At 60.0% G+C, this 15,252-nt stretch carries 16 protein-coding genes and 1 tRNA gene; 8 read left to right on the top strand and 9 right to left on the bottom strand.

Annotated elements, in window-relative coordinates; genetic code table 11:
* Positions 1-14 precede the first annotated feature (14 nt).
* The 7 genes from atzF (at position 15) to ACZ0AZ_RS15750 (ending at position 6,242) form a co-directional block, all read left to right on the top strand.
* Positions 15-1,787 (top strand): allophanate hydrolase, encoded by a 1,773-nt coding sequence (gene atzF, locus ACZ0AZ_RS15780; RefSeq protein WP_463537701.1) that lies wholly within the window; start codon positions 15-17, stop codon positions 1,785-1,787.
* Positions 1,788-2,068: 281 nt separating this feature from the next.
* Complete coding sequence (locus ACZ0AZ_RS15775) at positions 2,069-3,556, top strand: sensor domain-containing diguanylate cyclase (protein ID WP_310407697.1); 1,488 nt, start codon at positions 2,069-2,071, stop codon at positions 3,554-3,556.
* Positions 3,549-3,779 carry a cysteine-rich CWC family protein gene (locus tag ACZ0AZ_RS15770; protein ID WP_129998879.1) on the top strand — a complete coding sequence of 77 codons (231 nt, stop codon included), beginning with the start codon at positions 3,549-3,551 and terminating at the stop codon, positions 3,777-3,779. The genes ACZ0AZ_RS15775 and ACZ0AZ_RS15770 overlap by 8 nt, the downstream gene beginning before the upstream one ends.
* Positions 3,780-3,812: 33 nt before the next feature.
* Positions 3,813-4,505 carry a pseudouridine synthase gene (locus tag ACZ0AZ_RS15765; RefSeq protein WP_129998878.1) on the top strand — a complete coding sequence of 231 codons (693 nt, stop codon included), beginning with the start codon at positions 3,813-3,815 and terminating at the stop codon, positions 4,503-4,505.
* A 316-nt stretch (positions 4,506-4,821) separates the two neighbouring features.
* Positions 4,822-5,706, top strand: a complete 885-nt coding sequence (locus tag ACZ0AZ_RS15760; protein ID WP_039760857.1) for an alpha/beta fold hydrolase — start codon at positions 4,822-4,824, stop codon at positions 5,704-5,706.
* 157 nt (positions 5,707-5,863) lie between these two features.
* Positions 5,864-5,937: transfer RNA gene (locus ACZ0AZ_RS15755), tRNA-Gly, on the top strand.
* A 146-nt stretch (positions 5,938-6,083) separates the two neighbouring features.
* Complete coding sequence (locus ACZ0AZ_RS15750) at positions 6,084-6,242, top strand: hypothetical protein (RefSeq protein ID WP_463537700.1); 159 nt, start codon at positions 6,084-6,086, stop codon at positions 6,240-6,242.
* 386 nt (positions 6,243-6,628) lie between these two features.
* On the opposite strand, the gene tam is transcribed toward ACZ0AZ_RS15750, so the two are convergent.
* A complete protein-coding gene (gene tam / locus ACZ0AZ_RS15745; RefSeq protein ID WP_463537699.1) occupies positions 6,629-7,399 on the bottom strand; it encodes a trans-aconitate 2-methyltransferase in 771 nt (256 codons plus the stop codon).
* Between the two features lie 160 nt (positions 7,400-7,559).
* Here tam and ACZ0AZ_RS15740 point away from each other — a divergent pair, with 160 nt between their 5' ends.
* Positions 7,560-7,970, top strand: a complete 411-nt coding sequence (locus tag ACZ0AZ_RS15740; protein ID WP_129999066.1) for a low affinity iron permease family protein — start codon at positions 7,560-7,562, stop codon at positions 7,968-7,970.
* A gap of 170 nt (positions 7,971-8,140) precedes the next feature.
* Here ACZ0AZ_RS15740 and ACZ0AZ_RS15735 read toward each other — a convergent pair whose 3' ends face one another.
* From ACZ0AZ_RS15735 to ACZ0AZ_RS15700, 8 genes are all read right to left on the bottom strand, one after another.
* The gene (locus ACZ0AZ_RS15735; RefSeq protein ID WP_129998876.1) at positions 8,141-8,644 is read right to left on the bottom strand and encodes a DUF4142 domain-containing protein; all 504 of its coding nucleotides are present in this window, start codon (positions 8,642-8,644) and stop codon (positions 8,141-8,143) included.
* A 165-nt stretch (positions 8,645-8,809) separates the two neighbouring features.
* Complete coding sequence (locus ACZ0AZ_RS15730) at positions 8,810-9,448, bottom strand: LysE family translocator (protein WP_463537698.1); 639 nt, start codon at positions 9,446-9,448, stop codon at positions 8,810-8,812.
* Between the two features lie 60 nt (positions 9,449-9,508).
* On the bottom strand, positions 9,509-9,925 hold the full coding sequence (gene fos / locus ACZ0AZ_RS15725) for a fosfomycin resistance glutathione transferase (protein WP_122691684.1): 417 nt from the start codon (positions 9,923-9,925) through the stop codon (positions 9,509-9,511).
* 4 nt (positions 9,926-9,929) lie between these two features.
* On the bottom strand, positions 9,930-10,649 hold the full coding sequence (locus tag ACZ0AZ_RS15720; RefSeq protein ID WP_125917737.1) for a PA3715 family protein: 720 nt from the start codon (positions 10,647-10,649) through the stop codon (positions 9,930-9,932).
* A gap of 36 nt (positions 10,650-10,685) precedes the next feature.
* Positions 10,686-11,420 carry a PA3715 family protein gene (locus tag ACZ0AZ_RS15715; protein ID WP_129998873.1) on the bottom strand — a complete coding sequence of 245 codons (735 nt, stop codon included), beginning with the start codon at positions 11,418-11,420 and terminating at the stop codon, positions 10,686-10,688.
* Positions 11,421-11,614: 194 nt separating this feature from the next.
* The gene (locus tag ACZ0AZ_RS15710; protein WP_039760841.1) at positions 11,615-12,946 is read right to left on the bottom strand and encodes an MFS transporter; all 1,332 of its coding nucleotides are present in this window, start codon (positions 12,944-12,946) and stop codon (positions 11,615-11,617) included.
* Positions 12,947-13,134: 188 nt separating this feature from the next.
* The gene (locus ACZ0AZ_RS15705; protein ID WP_463537697.1) at positions 13,135-14,061 is read right to left on the bottom strand and encodes a hydroxymethylglutaryl-CoA lyase; all 927 of its coding nucleotides are present in this window, start codon (positions 14,059-14,061) and stop codon (positions 13,135-13,137) included.
* Positions 14,058-15,251 carry a CaiB/BaiF CoA transferase family protein gene (locus tag ACZ0AZ_RS15700; RefSeq protein ID WP_039760837.1) on the bottom strand — a complete coding sequence of 398 codons (1,194 nt, stop codon included), beginning with the start codon at positions 15,249-15,251 and terminating at the stop codon, positions 14,058-14,060. The genes ACZ0AZ_RS15705 and ACZ0AZ_RS15700 overlap by 4 nt, the downstream gene beginning before the upstream one ends.
* Between the last annotated feature and the right edge of the window lies 1 nt (position 15,252).

The following is a 15,252-nucleotide window of genomic DNA, read 5'->3' as shown; positions in this document are numbered from 1 at the left end:
AAAAGGATCAACCGATGAATCTGCAACTCGATGCACTGCGCCAGGCCTATCGCAATGGCGACACCACACCGCGCCAACTGCTGCTGCAATTGCGCGAAAAAGCCGCTGCGCTGAATCCCGACTATCACCTGTTCATCCACCTGCTCAGCGTCGATGAACTGGAGCCGTATCTGGCCGCCCTCGACGGTCGTGACCTCGACAGTTCGCCGCTGTATGGCGTGCCGTTCGCGATCAAGGACAACATCGATCTGGCCGGCATTCCCACCACCGCCGCGTGCCCGGCGTTTGCCTATGTGCCGCAACAGTCGGCGACCATCGTCGAGCAACTGTTGGCGCTGGGCGCGATACCGCTGGGCAAGACCAATCTCGATCAGTTTGCCACCGGCCTCAATGGCAGCCGCTCGCCTTATGGTGCGTGCCCGAACAGTGTGCTGGCGGAGTATCCGTCCGGCGGTTCCAGCGCGGGTTCATCACTGGCGGTAGCACTGGGTGTGGCGAGTTTTGCCTTGGGCACTGACACCGCCGGTTCCGGGCGCGTGCCGGCGGCGCTGAATAATCTGGTGGGCTTGAAGGCGAGCAAGGGCCTGATTTCCACCGCTGGCGTGCTGCCGGCGTGCCGCACGCTGGATTGCGTAACCACCTTCACCGCCACTGCTCGCGAGGCCAGTCAGTTGTTGGCGTTGACAGCCAAACATGATCCTCGCGATGAATACAGCCGACGCAACCCGGCATGGAACGACGGCTCGGCATTCGGCGCGGTACGGCCGTTTCGCTTCGGCGTGCCACGGGCGCAGGACCTTGAATTTTTCGGCTGCAACGAAGGGCCGCAACTGTTCGCAGCGGCCATCGAACGGCTCAAGGCTCTGGGTGGCGAAGCGGTCGAACTGGACCTGTCGCCATTTCTCGAAGCAGCGCGGTTGCTTTACGACGGGCCTTGGGTCGCCGAGCGTTACAGCGTCGCCGGTGAGCTGATGGAGCAGAATCCCGAAGCGGTGCTGCCAGTGATCCGTGCGGTGCTGGCCAAGGCTCCGGCAGTGACTGGCGTGCAGACCTTCCGCGCGCAATATCGATTGCAGGCGCTGAAGGCCCTCTGCGACGAGGCCCTGGAAAATCTCGACTGCGTACTGACGCCGACCATCGGCCGTCCAGTGACGTTGGCCGAGCTTGCGGCCGAGCCGGTGCTGCGCAATTCCGAACTCGGCTATTACACCAACTTCATGAACCTGCTCGACTACGCCGCCGTCGCCGTGCCGACCGCGTTCATGAGCAACGGTTTGCCGTGGGGCGTAACGCTGTTCGGGCGGGTGTTTACCGATCAATATCTGTTGAGCGTGGCCGATGCCTTGCAGCGCCAGCAGGACAGCGCCCTGCCAGCTCCGGCGAACGCTGCGCGCAATGACCGTGCACGATTGGTGGTCTGTGGTGCGCACTTGCAAGGGCTGGCACTGAACTGGCAACTGACCCAGCGTGGCGGGCGCTTGCTGGAAACCACGTTCAGTTCGCCGGACTATCGACTGCACGCCCTCGCCGGCGGCCCGCCATTGCGGCCGGGCATGGTACGGGTCAAGGACGCCGGCGTGGCGATTGCCGTGGAGGTGTGGGAATTGCCGAGCAGTGAGCTGGGCTCGTTTCTGACCGGGATTCCGGCGCCGCTGGGTTTGGGCAAGGTGCAACTGGCGGATGGGCGCTGGGAGAGCGGGTTTATCTGTGAGCCGTATGGGTTGGAGGGTGCGGTGGATATCAGTCATTTGGGGGGATGGCGGGCGTATCTGGCATCCCGGGGCTGATCCGAAAGCTCGCCTCACCCTGGCCCTCTCCCCCCCAGGAGAGGGCCAGGGTGAGGCGATTGTCCATCGGTTGCCATTGGCTGATACCGAGTCGATCACAGATTTTCCATCACCCACAATCCAGCTCCCTCTCCCCCGGGAGAGGGCTGGGGTGAGGGGCTGCGATTTCCCTGACACACCGCTACGTCATATCCCCCGCCATTTCAGGCACAAATCCCGCAGTGTTTTCCCGACCATCCCACTAGAATGCATCCCATCGGGCCACTGCCAACGGATCTGCCATGCCGCTTCGTTCTCCCTTGTACTCGCAACGTTCCCTGGTGCTCACCCTGGTCGCCCTGCTCGGCGCCGGCTTTCTCGCCACGTCACTGTTGAGCTACTTCGCCTCCCGCGAGTCGATCCGCGACAACATCGTCAACACTGAACTGCCACTGACCTCCGACACGGTCTATTCGGAAATCCAGAAAGATCTGGTCCGGCCGATCCTGATTTCCTCGATGATGTCCCGTGACACGTTCATGCGCGACTGGGTGGTTAACGGCGAGCAGAATCCCGAGCAGATGACCCGCTATCTCGACGAGGTCATGACCCATTACGGCGCCTACACGGCGTTCTTCGTTTCCAATGCCACGCTCACCTACTACCACGCCAAAGGCGTGCTCAAGCAGGTCAAAGTCGATGAACCGCGCGACACCTGGTACTTCCGCGTGCGCGACATGCAGGACCCGTACGAGATCAACGTCGACCCGGATCTGGCGAATAAGGACAACCTGACGTTCTTCATCAACTACAAGGTCTACGACTACCACAACCGCTTCATCGGTGCAGCGGGCGTGGGCCTCACCGTGGATGCGGTGATCAAGCTGATCGACAAGTATCAACAGCGCTATCAACGCAGCGTGTACTTCGTCGATACCTTCGGCCGGCTCGTATTGACCGGTGCCGAGGGTGGCCCGGAAGGCGCGCACATCGGCCAGAGTCTTGGCGAACTGGAGAGCATGAAAAGTCTGGTCAGCCAGTTGCCCAAGCCGCACAGCGGCAGCTACGAATATTCCACTCAGGGCCAAGGGCATTTTCTCAACGTGCGGTTTATCCCCGAGTTGAACTGGTACCTGTTCGTCGATAAACGCGAGGATGGCGCGCTGAGCGAGATCCGCCAGTCGCTGTATCTCAATCTGCTGATCTGCCTGCTGGTGACGTTGATCGTGCTGGCGCTGCTCAATCGGGTCATCAAGCGCTTCCAGGCGAAGATTCAGGCGCACGCCACCCTCGACAGTCTCACTGAACTGCCGAACCGACGCGGTTTCGACATCCTCGCCGCGCAAGCGCTGCACGAGGCCCAACGAGAAACCAGGCCGCTGACCGCGTTGTTGCTCGACCTCGACCACTTCAAAGCGTTGAACGACACCTACGGCCACATGGCCGGCGATCAGGTGTTGATCGGTTTCGCCCGTGACCTGCAAAGTTGCCTGCGTCACGCCGACATCGTCTGCCGCTGGGGCGGTGAAGAGTTTATCGTTCTGTTGAAAGATACCGACGGCGAGACCGGGCAGAAAATCGCCGAGAAAATCCGTCAACACGTCGAGCAACACGAATATGCCTACGATGGCCACAGCCTGCATCTGACCGTGAGCATCGGCGCCACCACCGTGCAACGCGATGACACCTTGCACACTCTGCTGTCGCGGGCCGATCATGCGATGTACCGCGCCAAGCAAACCGGGCGCAACCGCACCTGCATGGAAATGCCGCACTCGACCTATGCCTGATAACGACGTCAAACCCGACCACTGCCCGGCCTGCGGCGCCCGCAACGACTGCAGCCTCGCGGACCCACGCACCGCCGACCGCGAATGCTGGTGTTACGGCGTAACCATCGACCCGGCGGTGCTCGAAGCGCTGCCGGTCGAGTTGCGCAATCAAGCCTGCCTGTGCCCGCGTTGCGCGCAGGTCGAAGCGCAACTGCAAGCAGGCCGGCGGCCGATCCCGTAAGATGCGCGGCCCTTTGTCCGTTGAATTCTGACCATGCGCGTCGACCGTTTCCTCAGCAATCTGCCTCGCTACAACCGTCAGCAGGTTCGCCTGTTGCTGGTAGAAAAGCGCGTGCGGATTGACGGGAAAGTCGTCAGCGACCCGCACAGTGACGTGCAGGAATTCAGTCGGGTCGAAGTCGACGATGAGGTGCTGCAAAGTGGCAAACCGACGCGCTATTTCATGCTGCACAAACCGCCGGGCTGCGTCAGCGCCACCCGTGATCCGCAGCATGCGACCGTGCTCGACCTGCTCGATGAACCGCACAAGGACGACCTGCACATCGCCGGACGTCTGGATTTCAACACCACCGGGCTGATGCTGATCACCAACGATGGCGCCTGGTCGCGGCGCCTGACGCAGCCGCAAACCAAACTGCCGAAGGTCTATTACGTCGAAACCGAGCAGGACATTGACGCGAGCTACGCGTTGAAATTTGCCGAGGGCATCTACTTCGCTTTCGAAGATCTGACCACGCTACCGGCGCAGCTTGAGCTGCTCGGCCCACGCTCGGCGCGGCTGAGCATCGTTGAAGGCCGCTACCATCAGGTCAAGCGCATGTTTGGGTTTTTCAACAACAAAGTCTTGCGCCTGCACCGCGAATCCGTGGGTGAACTGGCGCTCGATCACGCGCTAAAACCGGGCGAGTACCGCGCTTTGCGCACCGAAGAGATTCATTTGTTCTAAGCCGCCGACCGCTCAGCCGAAGTTGTCGAACAATTCGCCGACGGCACTTGCGTGATCCTGAGTCCCCTGCTTGAATCAGGACGTCGGCCGAAATGTGACCGATGAGTCACCACATACTTCCAAGAAACTTTTTGTCGGTCGTCTGCCCTCAAGGGCTGCGCCTCAGCCGGCAATCTGCCCGCCAATAACAACACCCGTCGACCTGCCGTAACGGATCGACATGGGCCAGCAAATTCCAGGCGTATGCCTACCTGTCACAAAGCTCGTGCAATCTCGATTGCGCGCATACCCGCTTGCTTGCCAGGAGTCTTATGACATGAGGCCAGAAATCGCTGTGCTGGATATACAGGGTCAGTATCGGGTTTACACGGAGTTCTATCGCGCAGACGCCGCAGAAAAGACCATCATTCTGGTCAACGGCTCGATGGCCACGACTGCGTCGTTTGCACAGACCGTGAAAAACCTGCACCCGCAATTCAACGTGGTCTGCTATGACCAGCCCTACGCGGGCCGCTCAAAAGCCCACAACCGGCATGAGAAACATCTTACGAAGGAAGTCGAAGGGCAGATTCTGCTGGAGCTGATCGACCACTTCGCTGCCGAGCACGTGCTGTCGTTCTCCTGGGGCGGTGCGGCAACATTGGTCGCCCTCGCCCAGCAGCCCCGGCGCATCGAAAAAGCCGTGATCAGCTCATTCTCGCCGGTGATCAATGCGCACATGCTCGATTACCTTGAGCGCGGCGTCGATTACCTCGGCAGCCGCGACGGCGACAGGGTCGGCCATCTGGTCAACAACACGATTGGCAAACACCTGCCGTCGCTGTTCAAACGCTTCAACTATCGCCACGTCAGCAGCCTCGCCGAGCATGAATACGGGCAGATGCACTTTCACATCAACGACGTCCTGCACAGCGATCGGCAGTGCTATCTGAATGCGGCGAAAAAGATCAACGTGCCGGTGCTGTTCCTGAACGGTGAATGGGACGAATACACCGCCGCTGAAGACGCACGCCTGTTTGGCAATCACGTAGCGCAAAGCAGCTTCACTACCCTGCAAGCCACCGGGCACTTCCTCGACATGGAGCACAAAGCCGCCTGCCGCGACAGCCAGAACGCTCTGCTCGGCTTCCTGAAACCTGCGCCGCAAGCCAGCCGAACGCGCTACTCGTTTATGCAGGATCACCATGCCCTGGCCATTTGAAACAGCGTCATCGCGGGCAAGGCTGCGAGCTTGAAGTGCCTGTTGCACCGGCGCAGCCCTTGCTCGCGATCGACCGATTTCTGCGTGGCAAGGCCCTCGCAGAGAAAAGAAAACTTCAAATCCGTGGCCGAGTCTGGTACAAAGTCAGCCGCTCTGAGCGGGTATAGTTTAGTGGTAGAACGAAAGCTTCCCAAGCTTTAGATGAGGGTTCGATTCCCTCTACCCGCTCCACCGAATATTGATCTCGCGTTGTGTCGTCTGACGCGGGATGCAGGAATGGAAAAAACCGGTCTTGATGGCCGGTTTTTTTGTGCGTGGGATTTGAGATCTGGTTACCAGCGCAGACCAATTCAGAGGATCACAGACGGAGCAATCACATGAAATTCGGATCCGAAAAGGAATCCACCAGTCCGTTCGCAGACTTCATCCGAAATGCTAAATCGGAGAAGAAAAAGCGTGTTTACAGCGAAGTGCTGACCGAAGCTACCAAAAAGCAGATTGAAGTGATGCTGGCGGCACGTGAGAAGCAAGCGTGACGGTGCTGAGAGAGTAAAGTAGAGCCTGGCACGCGCCGGGCTTTTTATTGGGCAGTTGTCACGGCGTGTTGGAATTGCCTTGCTGGTCGCTTTTTAGCGGCTGGGATTTGAAATGTCAGCGTCAACATCTATCAGAACGAACAATGCTGCCCACCCGTCTGCAGCTTGCTTCCTCGAAATCCAGATGCAGCCTCGCCAGTACATTGAAGATCGGCTCCCCGGCTTTGTGCGGGACATTCAATCGAGTTAATACTTTCTTCCAGTTGGCGAGCGCAGCGAGAGTCTGCTCGATATATTCCTCGGCCTTGAGGAACTGACCGAGTTGTGTTCAAGAGATGCGCCGACCTGAGATAACGTGGCGAACTCAAGAAAGTTAGCGGCGTGATTCAGCGAGTCGCAACAATAAACAGCCGTGGAAACGGCAGCAGCACCGAGCCGTCAGCCAAGGCCGGATAAGCCTTGGCAACCTCCGCCAGATACCGCTGCAGATACTGCGCCCGCTCCTCCTCGGTCAATGGGCTCAGGAATGGAATCAACCCGCTACCCTTGAACCACTCCACCACCCCCGCCGCACCATCGCGAAGTTGGTGGTGATAGGTGGTGCGCCACACATCGACCCGCGCGCAGTGCGGCCGCAGGATTGAAAAATACTCACTGGCACTGGCCATGTCGGTACGCTGCCCGGCAGCGTCTGCGAGCTTGCTCGCCCACGGCCCATTGGCGGCGACTTCACGCATCAAACGGTGGGACGGTTCGTTGAGGTTGTCCGGCATCTGAATCGCCAGGCTGCCACCATCTGAAAGCTTGCTCGCCAAGGCTGGCAGCAACGAAGCGTGATCAGGCACCCATTGCAAAACCGCGTTGGCGAAAATCACATCGAACGGGCCTTGATCAGTCCACTTGTCGATCTCGGCCACCTCGAACAGCACATCAGGCAAGCGCTTGCGCGCGGCGGCGATCATGTCCGCCGAACTGTCCAAGCCACTGACCCCAGCCTCGGGAAAACGCTGCACCAGCAACTCGGTGGAATTGCCCGGCCCGCAACCAATATCCATCACCGCCCGCGGCTGTGCCGTGAGTGTTGCCGCCAGCAGATCACGGGCCGGGCGGGTGCGTTCATCTTCGAAAGCGACGTATTGCTTGGCAGACCAGCTCATTGCGTTCTCCTGTCGAGGGTGTTCTGGCAACTGCCGACACAATACAGCGATCCGTGCGGCACGCCTTCCCTACCAAAGTCCTGCACCGAAACTTGTAAACAGAATTTTCAGCGCAACGCTGATGTCTGAATTTCAAGCTCCCAAAACAAGGACTCCCATCATGAAATTCGCAAAAATTGCCCAAAAACTTGCCCTGTGGGCCGGTAGCCCGAAGACGTTCATGGGGGCGTTGATCCTGATCGGGTTGTGGGGTTTGAGCGGGCCGATTTTTGGTTACAACGACACTTGGCAGCTGATCATCAATACATCGACGACGATCATCACGTTCCTGATGGTGTTCCTGATTCAGAACACGCAGAACCGCGATACCGACATTCTGCATTTGAAGCTCGATGAGCTGTTGCGGGTGAACAAGGAGGCGCAGAACGCAATGCTCGGGCTGGAGGCGCTGGATTTGCAGCAATTGGAGGCGCTGCGCCAGCACTACCGAGCATTGGGTGAAAATCAGGTGTTCGATCTTGAAGGGCTTGGCGACAAGAGCAAGCCAAAGCAGGATTTGAATGAGTGCTGAGCAAATCCAGTGCGTAACCACAACTGTGGGAGCGAGCCTGCTCGCGAAAACGGAGGGTCAGTCAACACATCATTGACTGAGACACCGCTTTCGCGAGCAGGCTCGCTCCCACAGGGCAAGCACCGCATTTCAACTGAAGGTCTCGCTCGCACTACAACAATAAGGCGAAGTTAACGACTGGCCTGCAACGCTCGAGCTTTCTCCAGATGGCTTTGCAGTTTCGGCAAGGTCTCATCGGCAAACGCTTTGATTTCCGGCACGTCGGTGGTTTGCGCCTGCTGCTCGATCTGGCTGATGGCCTCTTCAGTCGCTTTGACCTGGCTCGCGGCGTAGGCCTGATCAAACGTCGCGCCGTCCTTCACTTCCGGCATCAGCTCTTTGGCCTTGTCGGCGAGCTCTTCGCGGGGGGCCACCGGCAGGTCGAGTTTCTTGGCGATTTTCGCCAGATGCTGGTTGGCCGTGGTGCGGTCGTTGATGACAACGATAGTGTAATCCTTGACCTCTTTCGATTCGGTCTTGCCATGGGCCTGACGGCTGGCTTCGATGTCGGCCATGCCTTTGGCGGAGGCATCGTTGATGAATTCGGCTGGCGACTGGGCAAACGCCGTGCTGGCGCACAGGCCCAGCAGGGTTGCAAAACTGGCGTTACGTAAACGGGTGGCCATCCGGCTCATGGTCGCGCCCTCCTTCGTGAGAAATTCAAGCGGGCCGTGATTCGCCCGCTGCTCAAATAGTCGCGGCGGACAATTGTCCGCCTCAGTTAGGAAGGCTTTTACGGTCAAAGGTTTAAAAAAACTGCCGCAGGCGCGACGAACGGTTCAGTCACTATTTGCTCAGCATCAGCCCTTGTCGGGCATCAAACCCGGCAGCGCGTGCACCAGTGCGTTAATGGCAAAACCGATAAACATCACGCCGCACAAACGGGTGATCAGCAATTCGTGACGTTGATACACCATGCGCACTCGCTGTGCGCCGACCACGCCGATGAGGATAGCGTAAGCCAGCGCACCGCCGATAAAGCTCAGGGCGATCAGCGCCGGCAGCATCGACCAGTTGAGCAGTTCGGCGCGGCTCGACAGCAGCGCCGTAAAGGTCGCCACCGCCACCGGGTAGGCCTTGGGATTGGTCAGGCCGAAGACGATGCCGTGCCAGAACGGCTGCCGCGCCGCGCCTTGCGCCTCGTCGCCGCTACGGCGTTGGGCACGCACCGCACGCCAGCCGAGCCAGAACAGGTACAACGCGCTGAGCACGCCGAGTACATCGAACGCGGTGCTACCGATCTCACGGGCGCCGACGATTGCCACCAGCGCGGTACTGCACCAGATCACGTCGCCGAGCAGATGCCCACACAGAAACCCCGCCCCGGCCCGCCGCCCATGGGCCGCGCCAATGCCGAACACCGCCAGCACGCCCGGCCCGGGGGTGATCCCGTAGATGAAACCCGAAGCCAGAACGGCCAACAGCAATGATGGAGTCATGGAAAACCTGCGAGCGCCAGAACACGTGGCGGCCAGTCTATATCAGCCGACTGCGCCCGATCACTGCGCGTCGTTAAAACGCATGCCGGGGTACGGTTTCTGCCGACACGCAGCCAGCCGCGATTGCAAATCGCCGACATGGGCTTCCAGCTTGTGCCCGTCGGGGTCGAGAAAGTAGAACGACGCGCCCTCGCTACGGTTGTCTCGCCACTGCGGCACCTGAGCCGATTTCAACGTCTCAACCAGTGAAGTGAAGTCTGCCGCGCTCACGCTCAAAGCGTAATGGGTATAGTCCGCGCCCGGCTCCCCACTGCGCTGAGGATCTTCTGACAAGCACAACCACAGTCCGGGCAGTGACAAATAGGCGCCGTTATCCCACGTCGCTTCAACGTCCAATTGCAGCACATCGCGATAGAACGCCAGACTGCGCTGCAGATCGCGGACGGCCAGGGTCAGGTGGTTAAGACCGGTAAGCATCGAATCAGTAACCTCTGAGGTCTTCGGGAACGACATATTGCTGGCCGTCGTAGATCAGGGTGACCTGGGTGTTCTTCAGGTTGGTGGTTTTCGAAGCGCATTGTTTGCCCGAAGTGAAAGACTCCATCAACGAACCGCTGGAACTGACGATCAGATCCGCAAACCCGTTGTGGCTGGATGAGCCGATTTCGACAGTCCTGCGAATGCGTGTGTCTCGCGTATCGCACTCCCCGGTACCCTCACCGAAATCCTTGCGCACCACCAGGCCTTCCAGCACTGGGCGTAAGCGATTGCCTTCGCGAACATACAAAGCCAGGTCGGTTTTGGAGTACGGATTCGCTCTGGAACCGTGGCTCATGAACGTCGATCGCAGCCCGAACGCACGGACATCCGCCGCCAAGCGGTAACGCGCCGTATCGATGATCAGATCATCGAAGCTGATCGCATCGGAGTTGTAAGCGCCGGGTTTGGCATAACTGGCGACTGTGTTTCCCGTCGTGGCGTTGATTACTGACAGTGCCAGATCGAACACGCCGTCTTGAGCACCCGCGGAATCGGGAACGAAGGTGGCCTTCGCTGCAATTGATTGAGTGTTGAACGCAGGCCAGATTTTGCAGCGCGAGAGAGTATGGCCGTCGAATTTTTTTACTTCGCAAGCGGCATGGACCTCAGCCGTAAGCGCGAACAAGCCGAGGGCGATATAGATTCGGAGATGCAGATTCATGATTCATCCTTGAAGTATTCGTATCAGTAACACCAGTCACATGCCCTTGAAACCTTGCGGCAAAACGTAGGTTTTGCCGTCATAGCGCAACGTGGTCAGCACCGGCTTTTCGTGGGTAGTTTTCGACTCGCAGGTGTCGGGTGGCCCCTCACCGACCAGGCCCGTAGTGACCGAGCGGACAATGATATCGGCGTAACCATGGGAACTGGTTTTGCCCATCTCAAGCGTACGCACCGTCTCCGAGCGCTCTCCGGCACAATTGCCATCCCATTCGCCACTGAAGCTGTAGACGACCAAACGATCCAGCACCGGGCGCAGTTTGTCGCCCTCTTTCACGTAGAGCGACAGCAGGGTTTCATCCAGCGGATTGACGCGCGACGAGCCTTTGAAATGGGCGCGTACGCCGAAGGCACGGAGGTCGGACGTGAGTTTATAACGCGCCGTATCCAGCTCCAGACTCTCCAGCGCGATGGCATCGGAGAGAAACGCCGACCGCTGATGATAGGTCGCCAGCGGCTTAGGGCTGCCAGCGGTAGTGACGGCCAGAGCCAGATCGTATGAACCCACCCTGCCGTCCTGGCCATAGACGGGATCGGGCACGAACGTCGATAGCGCGGTAATCGTCAGCGACGGATAAGCCGGCCAGTCCTTGCACAAAGAAAAGTCCGCTTCGCCACTGACCGCAGGCGGCGTGCAATCTGCCCACGCCTGCCCAGCCATCAACCACCCGCAGAGCGCGGCAGCGCTGATCCATATGGACTTCATTGTCACTTCCTGCTCCTTGAAGATATTTCCAGGCGCGCACTATCCCTTTCTGCATCGGAGGATTCAACAGATCTGGCCAGCGAATCCTCTCATGTGTCTGAAGTCGGAATTCGCGAGCAGGCTCGCTCCCACAGGAAATCCGCATTGCAAATGTGGGAGCGAGCCTGCTCGCGAAGGCGTCATCGCCGACGCAGCCAATCTCAATACTTGTCGAGCGTACGCAACTTCTGCGGCAAGCCCCACAGCAGCAACGCTGCCGCGATCAGCGCGGCGACGCCGATGACGTACAGCGCCGGGGTGGTGCTGCCGGTGAGGTCCTTGATGCGCCCGACCATGACCGGGCTGACGATCCCGCCGAACTGACCCAAGGTATTGATCACCGCGATCCCGCCTGCCGCGCCGGCACCGGCGCCCGCCAGCAGCTTCGGTGGCAGTGTCCAGAAGCTCGGAATCGAAGCGATGATGCCCGCACCGAGCAGGCCGAGCGCGACGATCAGGAAGGTCGTGTGGCTGGCGAAGATCCCTGCGCTGAAAAAGCCGATCGCACCGACGATCACCAGCCCGGCGACGAACTTGCGCCGTTCACCGGTGGCGTCTGACAAGCGCCCGATCACCACCATGCTGATCGCCCCGCAGATGTACGGAATGGCGGTCAGCAGGCCGATCATCACCGGGCTTTCGGTGCCGGCGCTGCGGATCAATTGCGGTGCCCAGAAATTCAGGCCGTAGGACGCGACCTGAATCAGGAAGTAGATCAAACCCAACGTCAGGAAACCGGGAATTTTCAGCGCCGCGAGCAATGAGCCGCCGCTCTTGTGTGGCTCGTGATGGGCGATGCGGCTGGAGAGCAATTTCTTCTCGTCAGCCGTCAGCCAGTGCGCATCCTCGATGCGGTCCTTGAGTTGGGTCAGCACGAGAAAACCGAGGGCGATACACGGCACACCACCGAGCAGGAACAACCAGTGCCAGCCGCGCATCTGCAACACGCCGTCGAGGTGTTGCAGCACCAGCCCCGAGAACGGCGCGCCGACCAGTCCGGCAAACGCCGAGGCGAGAAACAGCATCGACGTGATCCGGCCACGGAAGTGCTGAGGAAACCACAGGGTCAGGTAATACAGCACGCCCGGCGCAAACCCGGCTTCCATCGCGCCGATCACGAAGCGCAGCGCATAGAACTGCCACTCACTGTTGACGAAGACCATCGCCGCCGTCGCCACGCCCCACGACATCATGATCCGCGCGATCCAGCGCCGCGCGCCGACCTTGTACAGCATCATGTTGCTCGGCACTTCGAACAGCACGTAACCGACCACGAACAGCCCGGCGCCCAAGCCATACGCGGTATCGCTCAGGCTCAGGTCGGTCTGCAGCTGGAATTTGGCGAAGCTGATGTTGATGCGATCGAAAAAGGCGAACAGGTAGCAGACCATGATCAGCGGCATCAGGCGCCAGGCGACTTTGCTGATCAGGGCTTTTTCGGCGTCGTGATCGACGGACGGATTCACGCCCGCCTCCATTACATTGAGGCTCATAGGTTTTTCTCCAGGCGGACTACCGATGGGCGTCCGATTGTTTTTGTTGTCTGGTGATGACGCTCACTGTGGAGCGCTTTTGTGTGGGAGCTGGCTTGCCAGCGATGGCGTCAGTTCAGCTAACGCTTTCGTTGAATTTGCTGCCGTCATCGCGGGCAAGCCCGCTCCCACAGGGGTACTGGTGTGTCTCAGGTGGGGATCGGATGCAGATCGCAGTTGCGCCCGGCCTTGACCAGTTGGCCGGGGACGTCGTGGCCTAACAGCGCCGGCAAGCCGCGCGAGAGTTCCAGCAGCAGCGGCAAATCGATCCCGGTGGGAATGCCGACTTCTTCGCACAGATTCACCAGATCTTCAGTGCAGATGTTGCCCGACGCACCCGGCGCAAACGGACAGCCACCGAGGCCACCCAACGCCGCATCGAAGCGCCGTGCACCGGCCTCGTAAGCGGCCAGCACATTGCACAGCCCAAGGCCGCGAGTGTTGTGGAAATGCAGGGTCAGATCGGCCGGCGAAACCCGCTGCAAAACGCGCCGCACCAGACGATCGACCTGACGCGGATTGGCCATGCCGGTAGTGTCGGCGAGGCTGATGCCCTGAATGCCGAGTTCCTGATAGGCGTCGACGATGTGCAGCACGCGGTCCTCGTCAATCTTGCCTTCGAACGGGCAACCGAACGTGGTGGCGATGCTGCCGTTGAGGCGCACACCCGAGCCGCTGACAAACGCAACGATGTCAGCGAACGCGGCCAGCGACTCCTCGCAACGCATGCGCATATTGGCCAGGTTGTGGGTCTGGCTGGCGGACATCACCAGATTCAACTCATCGGCATTCGCCGCCAGTGCCCGTTGCGCGCCTTTGAGGTTGGGGATCAACGCCACGTAAATCACCCCTGGCTGACGCTGAATGCCGTTGAACACTTGCTCGCCGTCACGCAGGGCCGGAATGGCTTTGGGCGAGACGAACGAGCCGGCTTCGATGCGGCTGAATCCGGCCTGCGACAGTTGGTTGATCAGGGCGATCTTGTCAGCGGTTTCCACCCATGTCGGCTCGATCTGTAAACCATCGCGCGGCGAGACTTCCTGGACGATCAGGGTTTGCGAATAGTCAGTGATCATTGCACCACCCCTTGGCCTTTCAGGCGTTCGATGTCGAGTTCAGTCAGGCCAAGATTGGCGAGAATATCGTCGGTGTGCTGGCCCAGCTTCGGCCCCGACCAGTTCACCCCGCCGGGGGTTTCCGAGAGTTTGGGAACGATGCCGGGCATCTTCACCGTTGCGCCACCGGGCAACTCGGCATTGAGCAACATGTCCCGCGCCTGATAGTGCGGATCGGCGACGATGTCAGCCACCGAGTAGATGCGCCCGGCCGGCACTTCGGCAGCTTCGAGAGCAGCCAGGACTTCGTTGATCGGCAGGCTGCTGGTCCAGTGCGTAATGGCTGCATCGAGCAAGCCGCTCTTGGCCGCGCGGCCGTCGTTGTGGGCGAATTCTTCTGCGTCGGCCAGATCAGCGCGGCCAATGGTGTGCATCAGGCGCTTGTAGATCGGGTCGCTGTTACCAGCGATCACCACGTAGGCACCGTCGGCGGTGAGGTAGGTATTGGAGGGCGCGATGCCCGGCAAGGCGCCGCCGCTGCGTTCGCGCACATGGCCGAGCATGTCGTATTCCGGTACCAGGCTTTCCATGACGTTGAACACGCTCTCGGCCAGCGATACGTCAACGATCTGCCCGCCGCCCTGCCCGGTCTTGACCCGCAACAGCGACATCAGCGCGCCGATCACTGCGTGCAGCGAGGCCAGCGAATCGCCGAGGCTGACGCCGACCCGAGCTGGTGGCGAATCGGGATTGCCGGTGGTGTAGCGAATGCCGCCCATGGCCTCGCCAATCGCACCGAAACCGGGCCGGTCGCGGTACGGGCCGGTCTGGCCGTAGCCAGAGATACGCACCAGGGTCAGGTTCGGATTCAGCGCATGCAGCACGTCCCAACCCAGACCGAGCTTTTCCAGCGCACCGGGGCGCAGGTTTTCGATGATTACGTCTGCATCACCGGCCAGTTGCTTGACCAGCTCGATGCCTTCAGCGGATTTCAGATTGAGCGCCAGGGATTTCTTGTTGCGCGATTGCAGGTACCACCACAGCGATGTGCCTTCGTGCAGCTTGCGCCATTTGCGCAGCGGGTCGCCCTGACCCATGGCTTCGATCTTGATCACCTCGGCGCCGAACTCGGCAAGCATGCGCGCGGCAAACGGCGCGGCGATCAGGGTGCCGATCTCGATCACTTTGATTGCACTCAAAGGGGCAGTCATC

The sequence above is a fragment of the Pseudomonas sp. AC239 genome, assembly GCF_979258545.1.
The sequence above is the reverse complement of the archived record's forward strand: the minus strand, read 5'-3'. Positions and strand labels throughout refer to the sequence as shown.

Bases quoted from the DNA above. Each gene is read 5' to 3' on its own strand.
- atzF (WP_463537701.1), top strand. From the start codon at position 15: ATGAATCTGCAACTCGATGCACTGCGCCAGGCCTATCGCAATGGCGAC.
- ACZ0AZ_RS15775 (WP_310407697.1), top strand. From the start codon at position 2,069: ATGCCGCTTCGTTCTCCCTTGTACTCGCAACGTTCCCTGGTGCTCACC.
- ACZ0AZ_RS15770 (WP_129998879.1), top strand. From the start codon at position 3,549: ATGCCTGATAACGACGTCAAACCCGACCACTGCCCGGCCTGCGGCGCC.
- ACZ0AZ_RS15765 (WP_129998878.1), top strand. From the start codon at position 3,813: ATGCGCGTCGACCGTTTCCTCAGCAATCTGCCTCGCTACAACCGTCAG.
- ACZ0AZ_RS15760 (WP_039760857.1), top strand. From the start codon at position 4,822: ATGAGGCCAGAAATCGCTGTGCTGGATATACAGGGTCAGTATCGGGTT.
- ACZ0AZ_RS15750 (WP_463537700.1), top strand. From the start codon at position 6,084: ATGAAATTCGGATCCGAAAAGGAATCCACCAGTCCGTTCGCAGACTTC.
- tam (WP_463537699.1), bottom strand. From the start codon at position 7,399: ATGAGCTGGTCTGCCAAGCAATACGTCGCTTTCGAAGATGAACGCACC.
- ACZ0AZ_RS15740 (WP_129999066.1), top strand. From the start codon at position 7,560: ATGAAATTCGCAAAAATTGCCCAAAAACTTGCCCTGTGGGCCGGTAGC.
- ACZ0AZ_RS15735 (WP_129998876.1), bottom strand. From the start codon at position 8,644: ATGAGCCGGATGGCCACCCGTTTACGTAACGCCAGTTTTGCAACCCTG.
- ACZ0AZ_RS15730 (WP_463537698.1), bottom strand. From the start codon at position 9,448: ATGACTCCATCATTGCTGTTGGCCGTTCTGGCTTCGGGTTTCATCTAC.
- fos (WP_122691684.1), bottom strand. From the start codon at position 9,925: ATGCTTACCGGTCTTAACCACCTGACCCTGGCCGTCCGCGATCTGCAG.
- ACZ0AZ_RS15720 (WP_125917737.1), bottom strand. From the start codon at position 10,649: ATGAATCTGCATCTCCGAATCTATATCGCCCTCGGCTTGTTCGCGCTT.
- ACZ0AZ_RS15710 (WP_039760841.1), bottom strand. From the start codon at position 12,946: ATGAGCCTCAATGTAATGGAGGCGGGCGTGAATCCGTCCGTCGATCAC.
- ACZ0AZ_RS15705 (WP_463537697.1), bottom strand. From the start codon at position 14,061: ATGATCACTGACTATTCGCAAACCCTGATCGTCCAGGAAGTCTCGCCG.
- ACZ0AZ_RS15700 (WP_039760837.1), bottom strand. From the start codon at position 15,251: ATGACTGCCCCTTTGAGTGCAATCAAAGTGATCGAGATCGGCACCCTG.